Here is a 24,407-nt window from a genome sequence, read left to right as displayed (position 1 = left end):
TGAGGGTTCCGGCCTCACGCGTCCGGGACCCAGCTCCCGTGGAAGCCGAGTGGTACCCGTCCCGGCAGGTGGATGTGGGCCAGGGGGCGGGCGGTGAAGTCCTGGGCGGAGAGGATCACCAGGTCGCCGGCTCCGCGGTCGGGGTTGTGCACGTAGGACAGGACGTACCCGTCGTCCTCGTCCCGTGCCCCGCGGCGGGGTACGAACACCGGCTCTCCGGCCGCCGCGCCGTGCGGGAAGCGGTGTACCTGCCGGCTGCCTCGCAGCATGTCGTGCTTGACCAGGCAGTTGGTGAACTTGTCGTCCGGGGGCACCCCGTCGACCGTTTCGTAGGCGCGCCACATCTCCGCGGCGCTCGCCGTGTACGCGAAGCGGTGCCGCCGCGACACCAGGGACTCGTTGACGCGCGGGAACTCCTGCGGCAGGTCGTCGAGCCGGTTGCTGGTCACGCGTCCGGCACGCAGGTCGATCGTCCAGCGGTCGAGCGCCGGTGCACCGATCGCTGAGGGCCCGCCGTTGCCCCGGCCCGCGGCGTAGAACGGCGCGGGCATGGTGGTGAGTTCCATGACGACGGTGTCGCCCTGGTCGTACGCGTTGAGCGTGTGCGAGTAGAACACCGGATCGATCTCGAACCAGCGCGTGGCGCCGCCACTTCGGGGCATCACCCCCACCCGCATCGGGTGCTTCGGGTTCCACACGTAGGGCACGAGGGCGCCCGCCTCGGCGGCTGCCATGTCGAAGGTGATCGGCACGTCGACGATCACCACGTACTTCCCGGTCAGGGCGAAGTCGTGCATCATCGGCGCGTCCGCGACGGGGATCCTGGTGGTCCGTGCCACCCGGCCGGTCCCGTCGATCACAAGGTGCCGCACGTGGTCCCAGGTCGGGTAGTACGTCACCGCGTGCAGTTCGTCCGCCGCCGCGTCGTACTTGGTGTGCGCGGTGAACGCACCCTCCAGCGTGGAGCGGAAGTCGTAGGGCCGCACCGTGTTGAGCTCGCCGTCCAGTTCGTACGGCAGCGGGCCGCTCTCCTGGAGGGCCAGGATGCGCCCCTTGTACGGAATGACGTGGGTGTTGCAGGCGAAGTCGTCCGGCGGCACCTCGCCCGGGTACGGCTCGCCCAGTTTCCGTGCCACCTGCGAGGAACGCACCCAGCGGTTGCGGTACCACTCGGCGCGCCCGCCGCGCAGCCGCACCCCGTGCACCATGCCGTCCCCGAGCATCCAGTGGTGGGCTCGAGGGTCCTCAACTCCCAATGCGTTGGGGCCGGTTCGCAGATAGCGGCCGTCCAGATCGCGCGGTACCCGGCCGGTCACCTCGAGGCCGAACGCGGTGAGTTCCTCAGTGACCGGCGCGAACGCGCCCTCCAGGAACGGAGTTGACCCACCTCCCCCGGCCACCGTGCCGCGTGTGGCGGCCTGCGCCTCGGTGGAGCAGCGGCCGGGGCCGTAGCCTCCGACAACGCTGCCGGCTGCCGCGACTGCCGCTCCCCTGAGGATCCTTCGGCGTGTGTGACTGCTCATCGCTCTTCCCCGTCCTTGGCCGGTGCCCGGCGGGTCCTCGCCGGTGCTGGGAAAAGCCTGCCGCGCGGCCGACGGCGAGTCAGTTGGCCTGAAGCCCCGATGGGGGTGGTGCCGGCAACACCCCCACCCGGGTCGCTAACCGGGAACGGCCGCCGTGTCACGTCCCCCCGCCAGCCGCAGGGTCGCAACGGCCCCGAGCCCCGCCGCGACGCCAAAGGTGAGCGCGGCCGGGACACCGGTGCCCAGCGTCGAGAACACGTGAACAGGCCCGTACACGGTGGCCGTGTCGTCGATCGCCATGTGCAGCACCTGGCTCGCCATCAGTCCCAGTACGGTTGCGCAGACCGCGCCCACCGCCATCGCCGGCACCGTGGTGCGTGTGAGCAGGCCGGGCAGCAGACGTAGCGCCCACCACACCACGGCCAGCAGGATCACGTCGACGGCGCGGTACAGCAGCCAGTCCCCGAGCCCGGCGCTCCCGGGGCCCGTCCAGCCGCCGAGCAGCAGCCACTGGCGCAGCAGGTCGCCCGGCTCGGACAGCATTCCTCCGCTGCCGAACGAGGTCTGGATCCAGGCCGCCACCGATTGGTACGAGAGGACCACCAGCGACAACGCGACCACCGCCGTCCCCACGCTCGCGGCCAGGCGGGCAGGGCGCGGCGGCACACTCTGCCGGGGCAGCGGCTCCTCACCCTTGACGGTGACACGCGCCACGAGCACCGTGACTACGGCGGTCAACAGTCCTGCGAACACCGTGACCGGGCCGCTCGACGCGACCGCACTCGCCAGTGCCGGCAGGACGCGGTAGCTGCCGTGCCCCCTGGATGCGATCAGCCACGGCGCGGAGACTGTGACGGCCAGCGTTCCGGCCACCGGGGCCCAGGCCCACAACGCGAGCAGGGTGGCCGGCGTACGGCCCTGCGCCGGCGGGATCCTGCGGACCAGGAGCAGCGCGCCGACCAGGAAGAACACGAAGACCGCCACGAATCTGATCTGCATCGCCGTGCTGTACAGATCGGCGTACTGGGTGCTTCCGCCCGCCCCTGTGCTTGCGCCCACAGGCCCGCCCGACATCAGCTCCGCCGGGGAGTCGTACGACCACGGTCCGAGCCATCGCATGAGTTCGCTCACGGACTGTGGGTCGAACACGCTTGTGGTGCCGCGCAGTTGTAGCGCCTGCGTGCTCGCCCCCGCCCACCACAGCAACAGCGTGATCAGCAAGCCTCCGACCAGTGCCGGTATCACCGCGCGCCGGTATGTCATGTGTCGTCCCCCACCTTGGCCCTGCAGCTGTATGTGCTGCGATCAGCGGAAGAATAGGGGGTGGTGATCGCGTGCGGCATGCGTCCCCCCGGCGTACCGCTGCGGCCGGCGCCGTGACACCCCGGCGTCAGCGGTTCCGGCGCGGGATGACCATGGAGGTGCCGCGCGGGGATGTGGCAGTACCTCCACGGGTTGGCGGTATACGTCGCCGAGGAGCTGCTCGTCGTAGATCTCGGACGGGGTGCCGGTCGCGGCGACGCGGCCGTCGTGGAGCACGGCGGTGCGGTCGGCGTAGGCCGCGGCGAGGGTGAGGTCGTGGAGGACGACGACCACGGCGTCCCCGGCTGCCACGCGCTCGCGGCAAAGGCGCAGGACCAGCTCTTGGTGGCGCAGGTCGAGCGCGGCGGTGGGTTCGTCGAGCAGCAGGAGCGGGGTGGACTGCGCGAGGACGCCAGCGAAAGTCAGCCACCTACCCAACATGAAACCAACCTGCGCCAGACGTCGATGCCCGCGTGCGCACGGGCGCGAAGTGGGAACTTGTGTTCTCGCGCGTTACGGTGGACGACCTGATCGTTTGAGAAGTGACACGACGGCCGTGCCGTCGTCGGGGGAAGTGAGCAGCCATGGCCATGGTGGGGCTTTTCTGGATCGCCGAGGGCGATGTGTATGTGGGCGCGAAGCCGTCCGGTCTGGCAACTGGGGTACGCCTGACACCCGAGGGCGTGGTGGGCCTCGGCGAAGGCCAGTCGGCCCTCTACCTGTGGGAGGACGTGACCGCCCTGACGGTGGCGGACGTCCCCGTGAAGTCCCTGATGCGGCAGGTCGGCGTGGTCAAGGACCTGGCTCTGGCCGCAGTGACGGAGCTGGCGCTGCCTGTGAGCTCGGGCCGGATCGACGAGGCCCCGCCGCTGATGGCCGTGCACGTTGAATCGTCCGACGGCGACCACGAATTGGCGGCCTACGTCGCCGCGGCCGTCGGCTACCCCCAGACCGAGGTCGATCTCTCCCGCGCCCTCCTGTCCCGCCTCACACAGGGCGCCGCGACGATGGAGACGACGCTGGCGGCGATGTCGGCCTGGGGCCGCACCTGGGAGGGCGGGTCGCCTCGGAGCTCGCAGCGGGAACAGCTGTTGCGGGAGTGGGCGGCCTAGCGTCTCCGCCACGATCGGGGCCGGATGACGGCTGGGCTGCGGCTACGGCTACGGCCCCGGTTGTGGCGCCGGAATCGGCCGTGACGGCCGCTCAGATCACTGGCAGGCGACGGCGGTCAGGGCCGGTCGCGTCAGCACGCGATGACGACGAACCCGCCACCGACCGAGTAGTACGTCTTCCCCAACAGCGGAAGGTGGTCGGCGTCGATCCACGCCGCGGCGGCGAGACCGGTCGTGGAGCGGTGGACGTCCCCGTGTCCTTCGGCGGCGTCACCTTCACCACGGGTGACATCCTGCACGCCGACGACGACGGGGGCGTCCTCCTTCCCGGGGCACGGCTGCCTCATTCGTGTCTGGTTCGTGCGTGTCTACAGCGCGCCCTTCTCAGCGTCTCCCGCCAAAAGCGCGTCGAAGACCGCGACATCCGCCGGTCCCTCCAGCGCGTCCTTCAGCACGCGTCCGATCCCGGCGAGCGCGGCGCCCTTGCCGTGGGTGTGCAGCGCCTCCTTGGACTGCCACTTCTCGACCATGACGAAGTGGCCGGTGGTGCCGGTCTTGCGGTGCAGGGCCCAGCGGGCGCACCCCGGCTCCGCGTGCACATCGGCCGCGGCCGCTCGCAGTGTCTTCTCGACGAGTTCCTCCTGACCGGGCTTGGCGATCATGGTGGCGATGACGACGTACGACATGAGGTGCTTCTCCTGGGGTGATCGATGGGAGGGCGGGGCGGGGGAACGGCGCAGTGTCAGAGGCCGTAGTGGGTGGCCAGTGCCCAGGCCTGGTCGACCATCTGGTCGATGTAGGCGGCGCTGGGCGGGCCGCCCTCCGCGGCGTTGCGTGGCTCGTCGAGCGCGCGTCGCAGGACGCCCTCGCCGATGACCGCCACCTTCCACACGGCGAGTACGTGCCAGAAGGCGAGCTCCGGCCCGATGTCACGGCCGCTCGACCGGGCGTAGCTGTCGACGAGTTCGTCGCGTCGGGCGAAGCCGTCCAGCGCCGTGACACCGAGGGCGGGGCGGTCGGGCGGGACTTCGCCGGGCTCGGGCCAGTAGGCGAGCAGGGTGCCCAGGTCGGCCATGGGGTCGCCGAGCGTCGACAGCTCCCAGTCGAGCGCCGCGCGCACGGCGCCGGTGCCCGGCGAGCAGATCACGTTGCGGACGTGCAGGTCGCCGTGGACCAGGACGAGGCTCTGTCGCTCGGGTACGCGGCGGCCCAGCAGCTCGGTGAGCCGGTGGAGGGCGGGCTGGTCGCGGGTGCGGCTCTGTTCCCACTGCCGGGACCACCGTTTCAACTGCCGCTCGGCGTACGGCCGGTGGCTCGCGAGGTCGTGCAGGCCCGTCGTCTCCAGGTTCACCGCGTGGATGGCGGCGAGGGTGCGTGTCAGCGACGGTCCTACGCCTGCCCGTACCCGGGTGGGCAGAGCCTTGGCCACTTCCAGGCCGTCGAGCACGATCCCGTCGACGTGCTCCATCACCAGGTGCTGCACGCCGTCGTCGTCGCACAGGCCGACCACGGCGGGTACGGGGACCTGGGTGCCGGCGAGGGCCGCCATGATGCGGTGTTCGCGCCCGATGTCGTGGGCGGTGGGCAGCAGGGGGCCGTGCGGGGGACGGCGCACCACCCAGCAGCGGCCGTCGGCGTCGTCGACGCGGTAGGTGAGGTTGCTCTGGCCGAGGCCGATGCGCCGGACGGTGAGCGGCCCGGTGACCTGCTCGCCCCGCTCCCCCAGCCATCGGGCGAGCGCGCCGAGGCCGGTGCCCGTCGGCGCCCCGGCGACGACGACTTTCACCTCGTGCTCCTCCCCCCGATCAGACAGCTCGACCACGCATCCTCCAACGGTCATGTCTCTTACGGTTTCACCGACGGCCGGCCGGCGCGAGGTCCGCCATCTTCAGGCCTGTGGTGGCAGTGCGCGGCGGCGACGTGCTGCTTCAGGTCACTTCACAGACGCCTGATAACGCCGCATGCCGCGGAGCCACCGGTCGTAGTCGCTGCCCTTGTGGCGGTAGAAATCGAGTACCTGCGGGTGCGGAAGGACGAGGAACCGTTCGTCCCCGACCGCCTCCATCACGCGGTCGGCGACATCGAGCGGCCGCAGCAGCTCCCCCGAGTCCAACACGGCGCGGGCGGCGGCGCGTTCGACCGGATCGTCCGACCGGGTGCCGGCCATGAGCAGTTCGGTCTCGACACCCTGCGGGCACAGGCAGCTCACCCGCACCCCGCTGTCCCCGTACGTCACCGAGAGCCATTCGGCAAAGGCCACCGCGCCGTGCTTGCTGACGGAGTACGTCGCGGAGCCGATCTGTGTGAGCAGCCCGGCAGCCGACGCCGTACTGAAGAAGTAGCCGGCGCCGCGCTCCATCCAGCGTGGCACCAGCAGTTTCGCGGCACGCACGTGGGCCATCACGTTGACGTCGAGCGCGCGGCTCCACTCGTCCTCGCTCGCGTCGAGCCCCGCGCCACCGCCGACACCCGCGTTGGCGAAGTACAGGTCGACCGGTCCGAACCGCTCCTCGGCCGCGTCGACGATCCGCTCCAGGTCGGCCGTCGACGCTGCATTGCCCGCCACTCCCCCGACCCGCTCGCCGTGCGAACCGGCGAGCTGCTTGACCGTCGCGTCGAGGCGGCCGGCGTCGAGATCCGTCAGCAGGACGCCTTGGGCGTCGTGCTCGAGGAGGCGCTGCGCGATGGCGGCGCCGATGCCGCCCGCTGCTCCCGTGACGATCGCGACTTTCCCGTTGATCTGCACGAACTCTCCCGTTCAGTTGCTCGACCGTCTCTCCTGCGGCCCCTGCACCGTAATTGAATCCGGTGTCACCTTCAATGCCTCGTCGCGTTGGACCCGACCCGCGCGGAGCGCACGTCAGGCCTTCAGACGCGTCGCCGCCCACGGCATCAACTCCGCTGCCAGGGACTGGCTCCAGGGCCTCACCAGGTCGCGCAACTCGGCGCAGCCGTCCGGTCCCAGGGCCGTGTAGGGTGCGGCGGCCAATCGGTCGGTGGCCTCCTCGACCGCCGATCGCCGCTCCTCCCCTTCCGCGGTGAAGGCCAGGTCAGAGCCGCTGGCGAGCCACCCCCGCGTACGCAGTCCCTCCACCGCCTGCGCCCATTCGTCCGGCGACCAGGAGCGCGTCGTCCGAAGGGGCTCGGCCCCCACGGGCCCGGCCGCTGCATGGGTGACCAGCGCCTCGACGTTGCCGAGCCCGGCGTCCAGGAGCGCCGTCACGTGGCCGTCTCCCCGGAATTCGCGCAGCAGCGTCTGGGCATGCCAGAGCACGAGATGCGGCTCGTCGGGCCAGGGCAGCGCGGCGTGCGCGGCGAACAGGGGCCGTCCGTGCAGGTACGGCAGCGCGGCCTCCGCGGCGCGCCTGGACAACTCCGCGGCCCGTCGGGTCTCCTCCGACGCGAGAACCTCCGCCCCGAGAATCCTGCGAAGCGTCCCGTCGATGCCGGCCAGCCGTGCGGCGAGGAACGCCTCGGGCGAAGCGGTCCGCCAGGCGGCGGGCAGCGCGGCCCGTACGGCCTTCGGGTTGAAGTTGTAGAAGGTGGCGATCACGACTTCCGGTGCGACCGGGCCCAGGGCCGCCGCGCGGGAGGCGAAGTATCCGGGCCCGCTCTCCACCCCCAGAGCCGCGTAGGCGGCATGTGCCTCGGCCGAGAAATAGACCGCGCCGTGGTAGGGCTCGACCGTCTGCCAGGTCCGGCGGGCGTAGGCAGGTGCGTGTGTCGTCGTCATGCGTGTGTCCCGTCACTGGTTCGAGGCGTTCCAGGAAGCGCGGTTGCTCAGTCCGGCAGTATCGTCCGCGGCGCGTCGGCCGTGCTCGTGTCCGCCTTCAGCAGGGCGGGATCGATCGCGCGCTTGAGGATCTTCCCGGTCGCTCCCTTCGGCAACTCGTCCACGACGGCGACGAGATGGGGCACCTTGTAGGCGGAGAGGCGTTCCTTGGCCCATGCGCGCAGTTCGGCCACGCCGAGGCGGGCGCCGGGCCGTACCGCGATGACGGCCGCGACCTCTTCGCCGTAGAACTCGTCGGGGACTCCTACGACGGCCGCTTCGACGATGTCGGGGTGTTCGTACAGGACCTCCTCGACCTCGCGCGGGTAGACGTTGTAGCCACCGCGGATGACCAGGTCCTTCTTGCGGTCGACGATGCGCAGGTCTCCGTCGTCGTCCGTGGTGCCGAGGTCTCCGGTGCGCAGCCACCCGTCGCGCAGGGTCTCGGCGGTGGCATCGGGTCGGTTCCAGTAGCCCTTCATCACAACGGGGCCCTTGATGTGGACCTCGCCGACCTGGCCGGGTGGCAGTTCGTGACCGTCGTCGTCCCGTACGGAGATGGCGCAGCCCGGCAGGGCCCGTCCCACGTGTCCCGGCTTTGCCGGCCGGCCCGCGAGATGGCAGGTCGCGGCGCCGGTGGTCTCCGTCAGGCCGTACCCCTCGACGATGGTGCAGCCGAACCGCTTCTCGAAGGCGCGCATCACCTCCACCGGCAGTGAGGCGCCGCCGGAGGACGCGAGGCGCAGGCCGGTGAAGTCGGCGCCGGTGTCGTCGGCGGCGCGCAGGATCGCGTTCCACATGGTGGGTACGCCCGCGATGAAGGTGGGGTGGTCGCGGCGGATCATGGCCAGCATGGTCGACGGGTGGAACCGTTCGAGGAGGGTGAGGCTGCCGCCGGCGCGCATCGTGGTGGCCAGCACGCACGCCTGCCCGAAGACGTGGAACAGGGGCAGGCCGGTCACGGCGCAGTCCTCGGCGGTGATGGCGTGCACGTCGCAGAAGACCGCCGCGCAGGCGTTGAGATTGCCGTGGGTGAGCTGGGCACCCTTGGGCCGTCCGGTGGTGCCGGAGGTGTAGAGGAGGGCGGCTGTGTCGTGATCCTCGCTCGGGTGCACATCAGGGATCGAGGGGGTCCCTGTCGGACCCGTTTCGGTGAGACCAGGCTGCAACTCCCAGTATGGGAGGGACAGTCCGTCCGCGGCCTGCTCGGGTGCCGGAGTGATCGCATGCCAGCCCAGGACGAGCGACACGTCCGCGTCGCCCGCCATGAACGCCAACTCCCTTTGTGTGGCCATGGTGTTGGCGGTGACGGCGATCGCACCGGCGGCGAGGATCCCGTAGTAGGCGAAGGCGAACTCGGGCACGGAAGGCGCGACGAGCAGGACTCGGTCGCCGGGGCGTACGCCGTGCTCGGCCAGGCGGCCCGCGACGGCGGCGGCGCGCTCACGGAGGCGGCCGTAGGTCCACTCTTCGCCGTCCTCCCCGCGAAGGGCGATGTGGTCGGGTGTCGACGAGGCGTGATTCCAGACTGGTGCGGCAGCGTTGGCCATGCGGGGCGACCTTCCGTGCTCACTTGGGGTCGAGGGGGCGGAATGCGGGCGCGCGGCCCTCCAGATAGCTGGCGACGCCCTCGGCGGCGTCGGGTCGGCGGAAGGCTTCCGGCATGAGTGCGTCCGCCGCGCCGGCGGCCGTGACGAAGTCGGTGTCGAGAGCCTGGAGCACCTGGCGCTTCATGACGGTCATCGACGCGGGTGAGGACCAGGTGGCCAGTTCGGTGGCGTACTCGACTGCGGCGTCGAGGAGCCGATCCGCGTCGACGACCCTGTTGACCAGCCCCATTTCGTACGCCTCCGTACCGCGCACCACCCGCCCGGAAAGCAGCAGGTCCATGGCCCGGCTCTGGCCGATGAGGCGCGGCAGCAGCCAGGCGATGCCGTACTCGGCGATCAGGCCGCGGCGCGCGAACGCCGTCGTGAACTTGGCATCGGGTGTACTGAAGCGGATGTCGCAGTAGAGGGCCTCGACGAGGCCGAGCCCGGCGGCGGCCCCGTTGACGGCCGCGATGAGGGGCTTGCGCAGCGTCAGCGGGAACCACCGGGGGCGCTCCCTCTTCGGCATCGCGCCATCCATCAACTCCACTGTCGCACCGGCCTGTTGCAAGTCGTCCATGTCGGCTCCCGCGCAGAAGCCGCGGCCGGCTCCGGTCAGGACGATCGCCCGCACGCCGGGATCCACCTCGGCCTCGTCGAGCAGAGCGAAGTAGCGTTCCTCCAGCTCGTCGGTCCAGGCGTTGAGACGGTCCGGGCGGTTGAGCGTCAGCACGAGCACGGAACCTCGTCGCTCGGCCAGAACCGTCGTCGACTGGGCTGCTTGGATGCTTCCGGTCACCGTCGTCGTCTCCTCTTCAGCGGTTCGCGCCTGTGGGGCCCGCCTCATGTATATTTGAACCCAACGTCAAGTTCAACACCTACAACACGCCCCTCACCGGCGTGAGTTCCTTGCGCCGGCCAGCATGCGAACGACAGGAGCTCTGGGCACATGACGACGCATATGCCGATCACCGACTGGGAGCGCGTCGCGGCGCGGGATGTCACGACCAACGGCATCACCCTCCGCGTCTTCGAACACGGCGAAGGACGGCCGGGCAGGCCTCCCGTGGTCCTGTGCCACGGCTTTCCTGAGCTGGCCTTTTCCTGGCGGCATCAGGTTTTCGCGCTCGCCGAGGCGGGGTACCGCGTCCTGGTTCCCGACATGCGCGGGTACGGCGGCAGCTCACGCCCCGACGATGCCGACGCCTACGACATCCTGACGCTCTGCGCCGACCTGGCCGGGCTCCTCGACGACGTCGGCGCGGACGACGCCTTCTTCGTCGGGCACGACTGGGGCGCCTCCGTGGTGTGGAACATGGCGTTGCTCCATCCCGAGCGGGTACGCGCGGTGGCCGGGATGAGCGTGCCGCCGACGCCGCGCGCCCCGGCCCCGCCGCTGCCCATCCTGCGCTCACGCAATGGCGACGACTTCTACATCGTGTGGTTCCAGGAGCCGGGTGTCGCCGACCGGGCGCTGAGCCAGAACGTGCGCAGAACCCTCGTCACGAGGGAGATCTACTCGGCCAAGTGGGCCGCCAAGGCCGACGAGCAGTTGCCGCCTCCGCGATGGATGGGCGACGAGGAACTCACCTACTACGTCAAGACGTTCGAGGAGACCGGCTTCACCGGTGGCCTCAACTACTACCGCAACCTCGATCGCAACTGGGCGCTGACCGAGCACCTGGACGGCCATCTCATCAACCAGCCGTCACTCTTCGTCACCGGGTCGAAGGACCCGGTGGGGAAGTTCATGCCCGCGCACCTCGACCGGATGCTCACCGACCTCCGTGGACACGTCGTCCTAGACGGCGCCGGGCACTGGATCCAACAGGAGCGAGCGGAGGATGTGAACGCCGCGCTGCTGGAGTTCCTCTCCACCCTCGGCTGATAATATCCGCCGCTACCGGTGATGTACGTGACCGATCAAGAGTGGATGGACCCCAGTGGCTGCCCAGGCCCCGGCCGCAGACGGCGGCCAGAAACAACCGATCACGCCCCGCAGCCCGCGCGGTGTCCGGACACGTAACGCGCTGATCACCGCCGCCCGAGAGGTCTTCGAACGCGACGGATATCTGGACGCCCGGATCACGGACATCTCCAAGGCGGCGCATGTCGCCTCCGGGTCCTTCTACACGTATTTCAACAGCAAGGAAGAGATCTTCCAGGCGCTCGTCGCGCAGGTGCAGGAGGAGATGCTCCACCCGCACCTGCGCGAGCGCACCGGGATCACCGACACCCGGCAGCTCATCGACGCGTCGAACCGTGAGTACTTGCGCGCGTACAAGAAGAACGCGCGCCTGATGGCACTGTTCGAGCAAGTGGCCCAGGTCGACGAGAAGTTCATGGCGCTGCGCATCGAGCGCGGCAACGCGTTCGCGCGCCGCAACGCCAAGCTGATCCGGACGCTGCAGGAGAACGGCGAAGCCGACACGAGCCTGGATCCGCTGGTCACGGCGCACGCTCTGTCCGTGATGGTGAGCCGCATGGCCTACATGGTGTTCGTGCTGGGCCAGCGCATTCCCTTCGAGCGGCTCGTCACGACACTCAACAAGCTCTGGGAGAACGGCCTCCAGCTCACGGCCTCCGAGCCGGAGCACTGACCGTCCTCGCAGCTGACGGACGCGACCTGGTCCATCCAGCGCTGCTGCCCATCGGGTCCGGCCAAGGGCTCGAGGTAGGCGTTCGCCGTTGAAGGGCAGCCGTCTCAGACCGCGCCCAAGCGCTGACCGGGCAGGCCCTCAGTCCCGGCCAATGACCGGTTGATCGAGGCCCTGCCAGCCACACACAGGAAAAGCGGGTCAGAGGAAAGACGCGAGCCCGTCGAGGAACCTGTCCACGTCATCGGCCGAGTTGTACGGCGCCAGGCCGACTCGAAGGGCGGGGTTCTCCAGCTTCAGGGCGGTGAAGGTCTCGTAGGCGTAGAACGACCCGGCGGGGGCCAGGACGTCGCGTGCGGCGAGATGGACCTGGGCCTCGCGGGCGTCGCGGCCTTCGATCGTCATCAGGAGGGTCGGGGTGCGGTCGGCCGCCTTCGAGTGCAGGGTGACGGCGTCGCCCAGAGCACGTAGCCCCTCTTCGAGCTTCGTGCGCAGCGTCCGCTCGTGCTCGTGCAGGGAGCCCAGCGAATGGGCGAGCCGCTCCCTGCGTGCGGCCCCTGTGCCCGGGTCGATCGCGGCGAGGAAGTCCACGGCTGCGGTGGCTCCCGCCAGGATTTCGTACGGCAGGGTGCCGAACTCGAAGCGCTCCGGCACGGTGTCGGGGGAAGGCGCGAGCTTGTCGGGGTGGACCGTTTCGAGGAGTTCGGGCGCCGCCGCGAGCACGCCGCAGTGCGGTCCGAGGAATTTGTACGGGGAGCAGACGAAGAGGTCCGCGCCCAGCGCGGGCACGTCGACCAGGTGGTGGGCGGCGTAGTGCACCCCGTCCACGTACACCAGGGCGCCGACCTCGTGCGCCCGGTCGGCGATGCGGCGCAGGGGCGGCTTGGTGCCCAGCACGTTCGAGGCCGCCGTGACCGCGACCAGTCGCGTCCGGGGCGACAGCGCCCGCTCGAACGAATCGAAGTCGAGCTCCATGGTCTCGCTGTCGATTTCAATCCAGCGGACCATCACTCCCGCACGCTCCGCCGCTTGTACCCAGGGGCGGACGTTGGAGTCGTGGTCCAGGCGGCTGAGGACGATCTCGTCGCCCGCGTTCCAGCCCTTGGCCAGGTGACGGGAGAAGTCATACGCCAGCTGGGTCGCACTACGCCCGTGGACGACGCCGTCGGCGGGCACATTGAGCAGGTCCGCGTAGGCGGCGCGGAAATCCGTGACGGCACGCTCGGCGTTGAGCTCGGAGCGGCTGACAACCCCCCGGTTGGACAGAGGGCCCGTCAGCGTCGCGACTATGGCGTCGGCGACCGGGCGCGGGGTCTGCGTCCCGCCCGGACCGTCGAAGAAGGCAAACCCGTGGCCCAGGGAGGGGAAGTGGGCCCGGAGAGCGTTCACATCGATGGCCATGGCCTCAGCTTTCTGGAGAAGGGAAAGGCTCCGTGCGCCCACCGTAGGGGTCTGGGAATAGCTCGTACACAGAGCTAAACTTATTTCATGGCCACGGACGAGCTGGCAGATTCCTTCGCCGACGCGCTCGCCGCCGTGCAACGCCTGACCCGGCGCAGGCTCCGGCACGGCCTGAGTGCGCCCCCGTTTCGCGGCGCCCAGGTAGAGCTGCTGCGCCTGGTGGTCGACCGGCCGGGAATCGGTGTGTCGGCCGCCGCCCGGGAGCTGCGTCTCGCCGGGAACTCCGTTTCCACGCTCGTCAACCAGCTGGTCAAGGCCGGCTTTCTGTGTCGCGAGACCGATTCCTCGGACCGCAGATCGGCGCTGCTGTACGCGACCCCGGCCGCCGCGGCCCGGTTGCGCGACTGGCAGGTCCGGCGGGGGACATTGATGCGGGAACAACTGGCGGCGCTCGACCCGGCGGACCGGGCCGCGCTCGCCGCCGCGCTGCCGGCCCTGCGCAAGCTCGCCGACAACCTGCACGAGGACCGCACGCCCACCATCCGCACAGAAACCGTCCGCGCAGAAACCGTCCGCGCAGAAGGTGAAACGCCCCACGCAGTACAGGGAGTACAGGGAGAACCGGGAGGTGCACAGGCATGAGCGAGGACCCCGCGGTGTGCTGCCGCGGACTGGAATACGCGTTCGGTGAGACCCGGGCCGTGGACGGCCTCGATCTCACGGTCGGGCCGGGCGAGGTCTTCGGGCTGCTCGGACCCAACGGCGCCGGCAAGACCACCGCGATCCGCTGCATCACCACACTTCTGCCGGTGCCACGCGGCCGCGTATCCGTGTTCGGGCACGACGCGGCGACGGAGCGGATGGCGGTCCGCCGGCTCCTCGGGTACGTACCGCAACAGCTGTCCGCCGACTCCGGCCTGACGGGGCGGGAGAACGTGACGCTGTTCGCCCGCGTCTTCGACGTCTCCCGGCGCGAACGGGCCCGTCGGGTGGCCCAGGCACTCGCCGCGGTCGACCTCACGGACGCCGCGGACCGGCTGGCCAAGACCTACTCGGGCGGCATGGTGCGCCGGCTGGAACTCGCCCAGGCACTGGTGAGCGCCCCGCGCCTGCTGATCCTCGACGAACCCACCATCGGGCTCGACCCCATCGCCCGGACCAGCGTGTGGGACCACATCAACGCGGTCCGCGGCGCCACCGGCATGACCGTCCTGGTCACGACCCACTACATGGACGAGGCCGACCAGTACTGCGACCGGGTCGCGCTCATGCACCGCGGGCGCGTGCACGCTCTCGGTACCCCCGACGGACTCCGCCGCGACCTGCACGAGCAGCGCGGGAACGCCGGATCCCAGGAGCCCTGGCCGACCTTGGAGGACGTCTTCCGCGACGTCGCCGGCCGCGGGCTCGACAGCGACGGTGGCGAAGGTGGTGACTTCCGCGATGTCCGCAGCACCCGCCGCACCGCGTCAAGGCTCGGCTGACCCGGGCGAGTTCGACCTGCTCCTGACCCCGCCCACGGCCCGTACCGGATGGCGCGTGGCGCCCGCCCGGGTGGTCGCCCTGTGCGCCGTAGAACTGCAGAAGCTCCGACACGACCGTTCGGAGTTGTACACCCGAGCCGTCCAACCCGCCCTCTGGCTGCTGGTGTTCGGCGAGACCTTCACCCGGATCAAGGCGATCCCGACCCACGGCATCCCCTACATCGACTATCTCGCGCCCGGCATCATCGCCCAGTCCGCGATGTTCATCGCCATCTTCTACGGCATCATGATCATCTGGGAGCGGGACGCCGGCATCCTGACCAAGCTCCTGGTCACGCCCACACCGCGCGCGGCACTCATCACGGGCAAGGCCTTCGCCGCCGGAGTCAAGGCACTGATCCAGGCCGTCGTCGTGATCGTCATCGCGGCGCTCCTCGGCGTCGCCCTGACCTGGAACCCACTGCGTCTGCTCGGCGTTGCCGTCGCGGTGGTGCTGGGCTCGGCGTTCTTCTCCTGTCTGTCGATGACCATCGCCGGCATCGTCCTCACCCGGGACCGTCTGATGGGCATCGGCCAGGCCATCACCATGCCGCTCTTCTTCGCGTCCAACGCCCTCTACCCGGTCTCGCTCATGCCGGGCTGGCTTCAGGCGATCAGCCGGATCAACCCGCTCAGCTATCAAGTCGACGCGCTGCGCGGGCTGTTGCTGGGCACACCGGCGCATCTCCCTCTGGACTACGCGGTACTCGCGGTGGCCGCCGCGCTCGGCATCGTCGCCGCGTCCTCGCTGCTGCCCCGACTGGCCAGGTAGCCCGCACGCGACGGCCCTCCAGGGGGCCCCCGCCCTGCATCCGGCGGGCGAAATCGGCGCTCCCGCCGTAACGTCGAATTATGTCCGTGAATCTCGTAGTGCTTGGCAAAGAGGGACAGACCTCGGAGCACCAAGGCGAGGTGCTGCACTTCGTCGACGGCAAGGAAGGCAAGTTCTCGTACTCGATCGACGCCGGTGCGCTGCTCGTATGGAAGGCAGACCCCCGCGCCGAGACGAGGGTCGAGGTGGCCTACGCCCCCCACGCGTGGATCAAGGCCAGCGGGGCCCGCAAGGACAGTTGACCGGCGGGCTACACCCGTCTGCACTGCCGTAAGCCCGACAGCGCCAGGGCGGGCGCCGGCACCCGCTCCGTGTTCACTCTCTTCCACGCTCCCCCTATTCCTGATAGGAACACTTCTAACAGGCATAGTGGTGATGCGCTGAAGTGAGGGACCTCTGGCATGCTCCGACTTGGAATGATGGCGCCGTTCACCGACGGCCTGATCACCTCGGGCGGATTCCTCCGCGACCTCGCGGGCACGCTCGAAGAGTGCGGCGTCGAGTCGCTGTGGACGGTCGAGCACGTCGCCGTCGCCGAACGGTACGAACCCCTCTATCCGTACTCCAACGACGGCCGGATACCTGGCAGTTCGGGCGGCGTTCCCATGCCCGACCCATTGGAGACCATCGCCTTCCTCGCCGGAGCTTCGAGCGCCCTACGGTTCGGTACGGCCATGATCGTCGCCCCGCTGCACAGCCCGGTGGTCCTGGCCAAGCGCGCCGCGACGATCGACCGGCACTCCGACGGGCGGCTGATGCTGGGACTCGGCATCGGCTGGCAGAAGGAGGAGTACGCCGCCGTCGGCGTGCCCTACAAGGACCGGGGGCAGCGGCTCGAGGAGTGTGTCGGCGCCATGCGTGCGCTGTGGGGCAGCGGCCCCGCCTCGTACCTGGGGCGACACGTCTCCTTCGACGGTCTGCACTCGCTGCCGCGCCCTGCGAGCGGTGCTGTGCCCGTGGTGCTGGGCGGGAACAGCGACCCCGCAGTCCGCCGCGCGGGCCGTATCGGCGACGGGTGGTTCCCCTACACGATCACTCCCGAGGACTTCGCCCGCCAGTCCGGTCTGCTGCGCGAGGCCGCGCACGGGGCGGGCAGGGCGGAGGACGCCGTGGAGATCACGGTGTGGCCGGGCTCCTGTGACCGTGAGCGCGCCGGGGATCCCTCATGGGTACGGGGCTTCGTCGACGCGGGCGCGACGCGCCTGGTCATCGCCCCGCACATCCGCGGCGCCGACGGCCTCTCGGGCCCACGGGGTCTCGGCGCGTTGCGTGAACAGGTCGACCGGTACCGGGCCGAGGTACTGGAGAAGCTGTCTTGAGCGGGGTCCAGGTGCTCGACGTCGTCGTCCTCGCCGGCGATGCCGTCGAGGAGTGGCTGCGACGCTGGCGCGCGGAGTATCTGCCGGGTGCCGTGGGCCGGGGCATGGCCGAGGAGCGTCTCTGGCGCGCCTGGACCGGCCCGGACACCGTGATGGTCCGGATCCTGTGGTCGCTGCCGGACAGCGGCGCGTTCTTCGCCGCGCGCGCCGCGGCCGGTGCCGATCCTCGGGTCGCGGCGTTCTGGGCGTACACGGACGAGATCGCGCTCGACCGCGACCGTCATGTGCTGGAACCGGTCTCACGTGTTCACGAGGAGGTGGCGACGTGACCCGCTGGGTGGCTCTGCTCCCGGACGACGACACCGAGGCGTACAGCAAGGCGGCTGTTGCGGGGACCGGCGTCCTGGGCGGCTCCGCGGCGGCCGATCTGCCGGGCAGTTTCGGCGGCACCGGCGCCACCTGGGACGTGACGGCGGACCGGACTCCCACGGACATCGCTGCGGAGGCCGGTCTGCCGGAGCCTCTGGACACGGTCGCTCTCGCGCAGGTACGCAGGGGGTACGTGCCCCTGCGCGGCCCGCGCGTGAAACGAACACTGCTGCTCGCGGTGCGCCCCGGTACACCCGGCGCTCTCGTCGGGCAGTTGGAGGCGGATCTCATGGCGATGCCCGAGCACATCTCCACCATCCGCTCCTGGTCTCTGAGCACAGTGGACCAGACGCTCACGCCCTCCCACTGGACCCATGTATGGGAGCAGGAGTACGCGGACGTCCAGGGCTTGACCGGCGAGTATCTGGGCCACCCCTTCCACTGGACCTGCGTGGACCGGTGGTTCGACGGCGAGATTCCGACCGCCGGAATCGTGGAGCCGCGCCTGGTCCACGTCTTCCGCTGGAGCCGAGAGCCGATCCTGGCCTCCCCCTGAGGCCGGGACCTTGGCGGTGGAGGGCTCAGTCGGCGACGTAGGCGATGAGCTTGGCCATGTTGCCGGTGTAGGCGGACGTCGTGATGCCCTCGGCACTGTCGTGCGGCTGGTACGGCGGCTCTGCGGGCGGTGTGGCCGGGTCGTACGGCGAGGTGTCGTGCAGGTCGCCCACGTGCTTGCTCATGTAGGCCATGCCCTCGTACGGCGTGGCCGGTGCCGGGCCGAGGTACGGGTTGGTGGTGGTGCCGATGGGGGTGATCCAGTGGTCCTTGATGCCGAGGCCGTCGACGAGGGCGCTCGCCTGGTCGTCGGTCACCTAGGGCAGGGCCGGGTCGGCGCCTCGGAACAGGTCGGTGAGGTCGAGGTCGCGGACGCTGAAGTAACGCGGAAGTTCCCGCACTCCGCCGGGGGTGAGCGGTGACCGGTCGCGCAGATCGGCGACTTCGGAACGGCTCAGCGCCATCAGCTCGTCGTACGTGGCCTTGAGGCCGGGGAGGTCGACGGAGCGGCCGCCGGAGTAGTGGCTGAGGGTGTTGCGGTGGTCGTGGTCGTAGTAGTAGGAGCCGTTGCGGATGTTGGAGCCGAAGCGGTGCACGAAGCGCGGCCGGTTGGTGTCCAGCTCTACGAAGGTCGGGTGCGTGGAGTTCTTCAGGAGCGGGTTCTCCTCCTTCTGCTCGCTGGTGAGCGGGCAGGACTCCAGCCAGGCGATGGCCTCGGGCACACGGCGCAGGTAGTCGTGGTCGCCGGTGAGTCTGAAATAGTGGAACAGCTGCCGGATGTTGGTCTGCGTGGTGTGTGTGGTCAGGGACCGCGGCTCGTACGAGCGGGCGCTGGCCGGAGCGCCGGCGGGCCGGCCGCCCACCGTGTGTGAAAGGTGTTGAAGGCCCCATCCGGCCTGGGGTCCGGGCTGCTGCAGCCGGTGCAGGCAGGCCATGGCGCGCAGCACGGGCCGGGTCAGGTCACGCCGTCCCAGCGCCGAGATGCACATGAGCAGGAACTTGATGTTCTCGCCGAGGACGTCGTCGTTGAAGGTGACGTGGCCCGTGTAGTCGCCGTCCTGCATGCCGTGCTGGACGTCCGAGGGCAGCCAGGAGGGCCGCTCATCGGGCCACGGCATCTCGCCCACCGCGCCGGAGAACGCGGGGAACCGCTGCGGCCAGCCGCCGTCGGCCGGGCCTCCACTCAACTGCGCCTTGAGCATGAAGTCGATGACGCGGTTCAAGGACGTCTTGAACTTCGGGTGCCTGCGCTCCACGTAGAGGCGCAGGATCAGTTGCGCCGCCGTGGAGGTGCCGGCGTCGTCGAAGGTGGCATTGCCGTAATAGTGCTGGAACTCCTCCAGGCGCCAGCCGTTCGCGCCGATGGTCGCATACCAGTCGCGCAGGGAACGCTCGCCCGCGAAGTCGTGGATGTAGTTCCAGCCTCCGACCGGGAGTTGGGCCTCGACGAGGGCGAGGCCCGTGCGTTCGGCGGCGCGGTAGAAGGTCTCGTCACCAGTGGCGTGGTACGCGTCGAGGAGGCTGTGGCCGACGCTGGGCGTGCCGGGCGGCTGGACCCAGCACATGGTCCGCTTCGCCTCCATCTCCCCCCAGGTGGTGGACAGATCGGGGAGGTAGCTCCAGACGTAAGCGCCGCGGTAGGACACGTGCTCGTCCATGAAGGCCGCGGCGCGGCGCATCGCCCGCTCGGCGTGAGTGCGGCCGACGGTGCGTGACCCTGCCGGGTGCGCGGCGGACCGCGGCGCAGCCGACGCGCTGCCGGTCTGCAGCCCGACCAGCGCTCCGACGGCGGGCACTGCGGCGAGTCGGGCGAAGGTGCGTCTGGACATGGGCGTTCTCAACGGTGTCGCCTCCAGGCATGACGGATGCGCGTCGCGGGGTGCGCGCCGGTAGGCAAGACGGCCCCACAACTCGGGTGTCAGGGAAGGGAAAAATCGTCGGGGCATAGAACTATCACCCGCCGTTCGGGACCCTCAAGAGTTCGTACCAGTGAAAGTTGTTCACGTACTCGATCAACTGGCCTATCAAAGCAGGCATTTGGCACGCTTCACACTCCCAAGCTCCACGTGGATTCATGTGCATAAACGCAAACGATCTATCGCAGGGGTCTTGCCCTCGCGCCCCAGAGCCTCCTACAGTCACGCACGCCGTCAGTCGAATCGATTCGACGATCACAGCGGACAGCGCCGCGGGAGCGGCCAGAACCAGAACGGCCAGGACGACCAGGACCGGACCGCAAAGGAGCGGGAATGGCCACGATCAAAGACGTCGCCGAACGGGCGGGCGTCGCGCCCAGCACCGTCAGCTATGTCCTCAGCGGCTCCCGCAAGATCTCCGAGGACACCCGGCGCGCGGTACAGGCCGCCATCGCCGAGCTCGGCTACCACCCCCGGGCCAGCGCCCGCACACTGCGCAGTGCCCGTAGCGACGTTCTCGCCATGGCCGTCCCCCGCGTGCCCGGCGCATACCGGGCGGTGGACGGCCGGTTCGCCATTGACATCAGCGATGCCGCCCGCAGCCACGGCTACGACCTGCTGCTGATGACCGACCGGGACGGGGTCGGCGGGCTGCGCCGGGTGGCCGGCAGCGGACTGGCCGACGCGGCGGTCCTGATGGCGGTGGAGGAGCAGGACCCCCGTATCGGCGCCATGCGCGAACTGGGCTTCCCCACCGCGCTGCTGGGCCGCGGCGACGACGACTCGGCGCTGCCCTGGGTCGACCTCGACTGGGAGGCCGCCGTCGCCCTCGCCCTGCGCGAGACCGCTGCGGCCGGCCACCGGCACATCATCTTCCTCGCCTCGGCCGACCACGAGATCGCGGCCCGCCGCGGCTACGCCGTCCACGGCCTCGACGGCGCCCGGCGTGCCGCGAAGGAGACGGGCGCGGACATCCGGGTCCACCCCTCGAGCAGCGACCCCGACGTGCTGCGGCGCCGAGTGCGCGACGTGCTGGGCGCGCGGCCCGCCCCGACCGCGCTGGTCGTCCAGCACCTGCACCGCCTCCCCGACCTGCTTGCCGAAGTGGCCGCGACAGGCCTACGGGTCCCCGAGGACCTCGCCGTCGTGCCCGTCGGCACCCTCCCCGACGACCTGGGCGGGCGGCTCCTGCCGCGTATCGAACTGCCCGTCGCAGAGATGTCCCTGGCAGTCGTCGAACTCGCGGTCAGGGCCATTGCCGCCGCGCGCCCCGGCAGTGGGACCCAGGCCCATCCGGCCCCGGGCCTCGCCCCTCACCGCCTGATCGCGCCGCAGATGGCGCCCGGGCTCACCATCGCGCCGCCGAAAGGGCATGCCTGAGCGTCGTCCCGACGATGCGGCGGCCGCGAGCCGCGAACCACGGACAAAGAACCGCTCGCGAGACGCCCCCCAACGCACTGCCGCGCACCATCCCCGAACCGCACGGCAAGACCCTCAACTCCCCTAGCCGCAGCCCCGATTGGAGAACCGCTCGTGCATTCCCGCGCAGAGCGCAGACTGCCACCCGCCATAGCCGCAGGCCTGGCGACGGCCACGGCCGCGCTGGGCCTCACCGGGTGCGCCGCCACACCGGCCGCCGACACCGTCACCGTGCTCAACTCGGCCACGGACACCGCCGAGCACACCGCCAACCAGAAGTTCTTCGATCGCTGTGCAAAGCCCATCGGGCTGAAGGTCGAGCAGATCAGCGTGCCAGCGGATCAGGTCGCCTCGAAGGCGCTCCGGATGGCCTCGTCGAAGTCGCTCTCCGACATCCTGGAGCTCGACGGGTCCGAGCTGCCGCAGTTCGCCGGGACCGAGGGCCTGCGCCCGCTGAAGGATATCGGCGTCGACACCTCCGGGTTCTCCGGCAGCGCCACCTCCCTCGGCTCGTACGACGGCACCCAGTACGGCATCGCGCGCTCCGTCAACTCCCTGGCCCTGATCTACAACACGAAACTTCTCAAGGCGGCCGGCGTCGCGCCGCCCACCACCTGGGCCGAGCTGAAGACCGCCGCGAAGAAGATGACTCACGGCAGCACCTATGGGATGGCCTTCAGCGCGAGCCCGAACGCCGACGGGGTGTACCAGTTCCTGCCGTTCTTCTGGTCCGGCGGCGGTGACGAGGCGAAGCTCGACAACGGCAAGGGCGAGGCCGCACTCCAACTGTGGAAGGACCTGGTCTCGGACGGGTCCGCCTCGAAGTCCGTCGTCAACTGGAACCAGCAGGACGTCAACGACCAGTTCGTGGCCGGCCGCGCCGCCATGATGATCAACGGGCCGTGGCAGGTGCCGGTGCTTGACGCCCAGAAGAAGGTGGACTGGGCGGTCGCCCGCATCCCGGTTCCCGAGGCGGGACAGGACGCGATCCCACCTATCGGCGGCACCGTGATGGCGGTGCCGAAGAACGAGGACCGTTCCCGCGAGAAGAACGCGGGGAAGATCCTCAACTGCCTCAACTCCCAGAAGAATCAGCTGAAGTGGGGCGAGTCGGTCAACAACGTACCCACCCGGTCCGCCGCCGCGCGGGCCTACGCCGAACAGAACCCCAAGCTCGCCGCCTTCGCCGACCTGGTCACCACCGCCCGCTCCCGGACCGCCGAGGTCGGCACCCGCTGGCCGGTGGTCGGAGACGCGCTCGCGGGCGCCTTCCAGTCGGTGCTGACCGGCAGGACCAGTCCCGAACAGGCCCTGCACCGGGCCCAGCAGCAGGCCTCCACGGGGAAGTGAGGAACCGGACATGAGCACCTTCGCCTCCACCGCCCCGGCCACCAAGACCTCCGGCTCCTCGGCCGCCCCTGCGAGAGCCGGCTCCGGCACCCGCCGCCGCGGGCTGCTCCGGTGGCTCTTCGTCGCCCCCGCGCTCGCCTACATGGCCCTCTTCTTCGGCTACCCGCTCGTCCGCAACATCGTGATGAGCTTCCAGCACTACACGCCCAAGACGTACTTCACCGGCGAGGCACCGTTCAACGGCCTCGACAACTGGCGGGCCGTCTTCACCGACGAACTGTTCGCCGGCTCCCTGTGGCACACGGCGCTCTTCACGGCCGGCTCCCTGCTCGGCCAGTTCACCATCGGACTGGCCCTCGCCGTCTTCTTCTCCCGCCGCTTCCGGCTCTCCGGCTTCGTCCGCGCGATCCTGCTGCTGCCGTGGCTGGTGCCCATGGTCGTGTCCGCCGTCGTCTGGCGGCGCATCCTCGACCAGGACCACGGCATGCTCAACAGCGCCCTGCACGCCGTCGGCCTGACCGAGGGCGGCGTGCCATGGCTGAGCAGCCCCGGCGTGGCACTGCTGTCGGCGATCATGGTCAACATCTGGATCGGCATCCCCTTCAACATGGTGATCCTCTACGGCGGCCTCCAGGAGATCCCGCGCGAGCTCTACGAGGCGTCGTCACTGGACGGGGCAAGCCCCTGGCGAACCTTCCGCAGCATCACCCTGCCGCTGCTCCGCCCGGTGGTCACCGTCGTCCTCGTTCTGGGCTTCATGTCCACGGTGAAGATCCTCGACCTGATCCTCGCGCTGACCTCGGGCGGGCCTGCGGACTCCACACAGACCCTGGGCACGGTCACGTACCAACTGTCGTTCCTTCAGCTCGACTTCGGCCAGGGCGCCGTCGTGGGCAACGTCCTCATCCTCATCAGCGCGGTCTTCGCCGTGCTCTACCTGCGGGCCAACCGCGCCGACTTCGGAAAGGGGCAGTGACCGACCGTGAACCCGAACTCGAACCGTCGCCGCCTGCGCGCCGCCTGGAACACCACCGCCGCGCTGCTGATCCTCGGCGTCCTGCTCTTCCCGGTCTACTGGATGCTCAACACCGCGCTCCAGCCCGAGTCGAGCGTCGCCGCGACCGAGTGGTTCCCGGCCTCACCCGGCCCGGAGAACTTCGACACGGCGTTCTCCAGTCAGGGCGGCTCGCTGCTGACCAGCTTCGTCGTCGCCCTCGGCGCCGTCGCCGTATGCCTCTCGCTCGCCGCGCCCGCCGCATACGGGCTCGCCCAGTTCGGGCTGCGCGGCGGCCAGGGCATCGTGTTCACCACACTGATCACACAGATGGTGCCGGGCATCGTCATCGCCAACGCCCTCTACAGCGCGTACGCGGAGCTGGGCCTGGTCAACTCATACCTGGGGCTGATCCTCGCCGACGCCTCGCTCGGCCTGCCGTTCGCGATCGTGCTGCTGCGGGCCTTCATGGTGTCCATACCGAATGAGGTCGTCGAGGCGGCGATGGTCGACGGCGCCAACCGCTTCACCGCGTTCGTCCGCATCGTGCTGCCGATGAGCCGCAACGCCCTCATCACTGCCGGGCTGTTCACCTTTCTGTTCGCCTGGTCGGACTTCATGTTCGCGCTGACCCTCAACACCACCGACGACGTCAAGCCGATCACCCTGGGCATCTACCAGTTCGTCGGCGCGCATGTCAGCGACTGGGGCGCGGTCATGGCCACCGCGGTGCTGTCCGCGGTACCCGCGGCGATCCTCCTGGTCGTGGCCCAGAAGTACATCTCCGCCGGGATCACCGGCGGGTCCATCAAGTAATGGCACCACACAGCGATA

General features: G+C 69.9%; 24 protein-coding genes and 3 pseudogenes. 15 read left to right on the top strand and 12 right to left on the bottom strand.

What is annotated here, in order from left to right:
• Positions 1-14: 14 nt before the first annotated feature.
• From CG723_RS14320 to CG723_RS14310, 3 genes and pseudogenes are all read right to left on the bottom strand, one after another.
• Positions 15-1,523 (bottom strand): carotenoid oxygenase family protein, encoded by a 1,509-nt coding sequence (locus tag CG723_RS14320; RefSeq protein WP_100593637.1) that lies wholly within the window; start codon positions 1,521-1,523, stop codon positions 15-17.
• Positions 1,524-1,658: 135 nt separating this feature from the next.
• Positions 1,659-2,786 (bottom strand): hypothetical protein, encoded by a 1,128-nt coding sequence (locus CG723_RS14315; RefSeq protein ID WP_100593636.1) that lies wholly within the window; start codon positions 2,784-2,786, stop codon positions 1,659-1,661.
• 42 nt (positions 2,787-2,828) lie between these two features.
• Positions 2,829-3,251 (bottom strand): annotated as a pseudogene (locus CG723_RS14310) (hypothetical protein); the annotation flags it as partial.
• Between the two features lie 158 nt (positions 3,252-3,409).
• Between CG723_RS14310 and CG723_RS14305 the strand changes: the two are divergent.
• Complete coding sequence (locus tag CG723_RS14305; protein WP_100593635.1) at positions 3,410-3,937, top strand: hypothetical protein; 528 nt, start codon at positions 3,410-3,412, stop codon at positions 3,935-3,937.
• A pseudogene (locus CG723_RS48925) lies at positions 3,925-4,197 on the top strand (hypothetical protein); the annotation flags it as partial. The gene CG723_RS14305 and the pseudogene CG723_RS48925, both read left to right, overlap by 13 nt.
• A gap of 108 nt (positions 4,198-4,305) precedes the next feature.
• Here CG723_RS48925 and CG723_RS14295 read toward each other — a convergent pair.
• The 6 genes from CG723_RS14295 to CG723_RS14270 all read right to left on the bottom strand — a co-directional run bounded on the left by CG723_RS14295 (position 4,306) and on the right by CG723_RS14270 (position 10,097).
• Positions 4,306-4,623: a putative quinol monooxygenase gene (locus tag CG723_RS14295; protein ID WP_100593634.1), complete on the bottom strand. Its 318-nt coding sequence runs from the start codon at positions 4,621-4,623 to the stop codon at positions 4,306-4,308.
• A 56-nt stretch (positions 4,624-4,679) separates the two neighbouring features.
• Positions 4,680-5,777, bottom strand: a complete 1,098-nt coding sequence (locus tag CG723_RS14290) for a phosphotransferase family protein (RefSeq protein WP_100593633.1) — start codon at positions 5,775-5,777, stop codon at positions 4,680-4,682.
• A gap of 93 nt (positions 5,778-5,870) precedes the next feature.
• On the bottom strand, positions 5,871-6,683 hold the full coding sequence (locus CG723_RS14285) for an SDR family oxidoreductase (RefSeq protein ID WP_100593632.1): 813 nt from the start codon (positions 6,681-6,683) through the stop codon (positions 5,871-5,873).
• 114 nt (positions 6,684-6,797) lie between these two features.
• Positions 6,798-7,670, bottom strand: coding sequence for an SCO6745 family protein (locus tag CG723_RS14280; RefSeq protein ID WP_100593631.1), 873 nt, complete (start codon positions 7,668-7,670; stop codon positions 6,798-6,800).
• A gap of 47 nt (positions 7,671-7,717) precedes the next feature.
• Positions 7,718-9,259, bottom strand: coding sequence for an AMP-binding protein (locus CG723_RS14275; protein WP_100593630.1), 1,542 nt, complete (start codon positions 9,257-9,259; stop codon positions 7,718-7,720).
• Between the two features lie 19 nt (positions 9,260-9,278).
• On the bottom strand, positions 9,279-10,097 hold the full coding sequence (locus CG723_RS14270; protein WP_234374290.1) for an enoyl-CoA hydratase-related protein: 819 nt from the start codon (positions 10,095-10,097) through the stop codon (positions 9,279-9,281).
• 150 nt (positions 10,098-10,247) lie between these two features.
• Between CG723_RS14270 and CG723_RS14265 the strand changes: the two genes are divergently transcribed.
• Both CG723_RS14265 and CG723_RS14260 read left to right on the top strand, forming a co-directional pair.
• Entirely contained in the window at positions 10,248-11,186 is a 939-nt protein-coding gene (locus CG723_RS14265) for an alpha/beta fold hydrolase (RefSeq protein WP_100593628.1), read from the top strand.
• A gap of 55 nt (positions 11,187-11,241) precedes the next feature.
• On the top strand, positions 11,242-11,898 hold the full coding sequence (locus CG723_RS14260; RefSeq protein WP_234374289.1) for a TetR/AcrR family transcriptional regulator: 657 nt from the start codon (positions 11,242-11,244) through the stop codon (positions 11,896-11,898).
• 198 nt (positions 11,899-12,096) lie between these two features.
• On the opposite strand, the gene CG723_RS14250 is transcribed toward CG723_RS14260, so the two are convergent.
• A complete protein-coding gene (locus CG723_RS14250) occupies positions 12,097-13,296 on the bottom strand; it encodes a cysteine desulfurase-like protein (protein WP_100593627.1) in 1,200 nt (399 codons plus the stop codon).
• A gap of 87 nt (positions 13,297-13,383) precedes the next feature.
• On the opposite strand from CG723_RS14250, the pseudogene CG723_RS14245 reads away from it, so the two are divergent.
• From CG723_RS14245 to CG723_RS14215, 7 genes and pseudogenes are all read left to right on the top strand, one after another.
• A pseudogene (locus CG723_RS14245) lies at positions 13,384-13,824 on the top strand (MarR family winged helix-turn-helix transcriptional regulator); the annotation flags it as partial.
• Positions 13,825-13,934: 110 nt separating this feature from the next.
• On the top strand, positions 13,935-14,780 hold the full coding sequence (locus CG723_RS14240) for an ABC transporter ATP-binding protein (RefSeq protein WP_100593625.1): 846 nt from the start codon (positions 13,935-13,937) through the stop codon (positions 14,778-14,780).
• Entirely contained in the window at positions 14,740-15,591 is an 852-nt protein-coding gene (locus CG723_RS14235) for an ABC transporter permease (RefSeq protein ID WP_100593624.1), read from the top strand. The genes CG723_RS14240 and CG723_RS14235 overlap by 41 nt, the downstream gene beginning before the upstream one ends.
• A gap of 86 nt (positions 15,592-15,677) precedes the next feature.
• Entirely contained in the window at positions 15,678-15,893 is a 216-nt protein-coding gene (locus CG723_RS14230; RefSeq protein ID WP_159032451.1) for a hypothetical protein, read from the top strand.
• 159 nt (positions 15,894-16,052) lie between these two features.
• Positions 16,053-16,970, top strand: a complete 918-nt coding sequence (locus tag CG723_RS14225) for an LLM class F420-dependent oxidoreductase (protein WP_100593622.1) — start codon at positions 16,053-16,055, stop codon at positions 16,968-16,970.
• Positions 16,967-17,299, top strand: a complete 333-nt coding sequence (locus tag CG723_RS14220) for a hypothetical protein (protein ID WP_159032450.1) — start codon at positions 16,967-16,969, stop codon at positions 17,297-17,299. Before CG723_RS14225 ends, CG723_RS14220 begins: the two co-directional genes overlap by 4 nt.
• Positions 17,296-17,895 carry a Dabb family protein gene (locus CG723_RS14215; protein WP_100593620.1) on the top strand — a complete coding sequence of 200 codons (600 nt, stop codon included), beginning with the start codon at positions 17,296-17,298 and terminating at the stop codon, positions 17,893-17,895. The genes CG723_RS14220 and CG723_RS14215 overlap by 4 nt, the downstream gene beginning before the upstream one ends.
• Before the next feature lie 25 nt (positions 17,896-17,920).
• Here CG723_RS14215 and CG723_RS46895 read toward each other — a convergent pair whose 3' ends face one another.
• On the bottom strand, positions 17,921-18,211 hold the full coding sequence (locus tag CG723_RS46895; protein WP_199841740.1) for a hypothetical protein: 291 nt from the start codon (positions 18,209-18,211) through the stop codon (positions 17,921-17,923).
• On the bottom strand, positions 18,212-19,723 hold the full coding sequence (locus CG723_RS14210) for a pectate lyase (protein ID WP_199841739.1): 1,512 nt from the start codon (positions 19,721-19,723) through the stop codon (positions 18,212-18,214). It abuts the gene before it with no gap.
• Between the two features lie 420 nt (positions 19,724-20,143).
• On the opposite strand from CG723_RS14210, the gene CG723_RS14205 reads away from it, so the two are divergent.
• The 4 genes from CG723_RS14205 (at position 20,144) to CG723_RS14190 (ending at position 24,389) form a co-directional block, all read left to right on the top strand.
• The gene (locus CG723_RS14205) at positions 20,144-21,190 is read left to right on the top strand and encodes a LacI family DNA-binding transcriptional regulator (protein WP_100593619.1); all 1,047 of its coding nucleotides are present in this window, start codon (positions 20,144-20,146) and stop codon (positions 21,188-21,190) included.
• 153 nt (positions 21,191-21,343) lie between these two features.
• Complete coding sequence (locus tag CG723_RS14200; protein WP_100593618.1) at positions 21,344-22,579, top strand: ABC transporter substrate-binding protein; 1,236 nt, start codon at positions 21,344-21,346, stop codon at positions 22,577-22,579.
• Between the two features lie 10 nt (positions 22,580-22,589).
• Positions 22,590-23,555, top strand: a complete 966-nt coding sequence (locus CG723_RS14195) for a carbohydrate ABC transporter permease (protein ID WP_100593617.1) — start codon at positions 22,590-22,592, stop codon at positions 23,553-23,555.
• Positions 23,556-23,561: 6 nt separating this feature from the next.
• A complete protein-coding gene (locus CG723_RS14190) occupies positions 23,562-24,389 on the top strand; it encodes a carbohydrate ABC transporter permease (protein ID WP_100593616.1) in 828 nt (275 codons plus the stop codon).
• Positions 24,390-24,407: the final 18 nt, after the last annotated feature.

It is taken from the genome of Streptomyces sp. CB01635, assembly GCF_002803065.1.
Taxonomy (GTDB): domain Bacteria; phylum Actinomycetota; class Actinomycetes; order Streptomycetales; family Streptomycetaceae; genus Streptomyces.
Note: the sequence above shows the minus strand (reverse complement) of the source record. Positions and strands in the feature narration are given on the sequence as shown.

What these genes read in the sequence shown, in the direction of transcription:
- CG723_RS14250 (WP_100593627.1), bottom strand. Translation starts at nt 13,296, where the DNA reads ATGGCCATCGATGTGAACGCTCTCCGGGCCCACTTCCCCTCCCTGGGC.
- CG723_RS14275 (WP_100593630.1), bottom strand. Translation starts at nt 9,259, where the DNA reads ATGGCCAACGCTGCCGCACCAGTCTGGAATCACGCCTCGTCGACACCC.
- CG723_RS14240 (WP_100593625.1), top strand. Translation starts at nt 13,935, where the DNA reads ATGAGCGAGGACCCCGCGGTGTGCTGCCGCGGACTGGAATACGCGTTC.
- CG723_RS14225 (WP_100593622.1), top strand. Translation starts at nt 16,053, where the DNA reads ATGCTCCGACTTGGAATGATGGCGCCGTTCACCGACGGCCTGATCACC.
- CG723_RS14280 (WP_100593631.1), bottom strand. Translation starts at nt 7,670, where the DNA reads ATGACGACGACACACGCACCTGCCTACGCCCGCCGGACCTGGCAGACG.
- CG723_RS14265 (WP_100593628.1), top strand. Translation starts at nt 10,248, where the DNA reads ATGACGACGCATATGCCGATCACCGACTGGGAGCGCGTCGCGGCGCGG.
- CG723_RS14195 (WP_100593617.1), top strand. Translation starts at nt 22,590, where the DNA reads ATGAGCACCTTCGCCTCCACCGCCCCGGCCACCAAGACCTCCGGCTCC.
- CG723_RS14320 (WP_100593637.1), bottom strand. Translation starts at nt 1,523, where the DNA reads ATGAGCAGTCACACACGCCGAAGGATCCTCAGGGGAGCGGCAGTCGCG.
- CG723_RS14235 (WP_100593624.1), top strand. Translation starts at nt 14,740, where the DNA reads ATGTCCGCAGCACCCGCCGCACCGCGTCAAGGCTCGGCTGACCCGGGC.
- CG723_RS14205 (WP_100593619.1), top strand. Translation starts at nt 20,144, where the DNA reads ATGGCCACGATCAAAGACGTCGCCGAACGGGCGGGCGTCGCGCCCAGC.
- CG723_RS14315 (WP_100593636.1), bottom strand. Translation starts at nt 2,786, where the DNA reads ATGACATACCGGCGCGCGGTGATACCGGCACTGGTCGGAGGCTTGCTG.
- CG723_RS14295 (WP_100593634.1), bottom strand. Translation starts at nt 4,623, where the DNA reads ATGTCGTACGTCGTCATCGCCACCATGATCGCCAAGCCCGGTCAGGAG.
- CG723_RS14210 (WP_199841739.1), bottom strand. Translation starts at nt 19,723, where the DNA reads ATGTCCAGACGCACCTTCGCCCGACTCGCCGCAGTGCCCGCCGTCGGA.
- CG723_RS14305 (WP_100593635.1), top strand. Translation starts at nt 3,410, where the DNA reads ATGGCCATGGTGGGGCTTTTCTGGATCGCCGAGGGCGATGTGTATGTG.
- CG723_RS14290 (WP_100593633.1), bottom strand. Translation starts at nt 5,777, where the DNA reads ATGACCGTTGGAGGATGCGTGGTCGAGCTGTCTGATCGGGGGGAGGAG.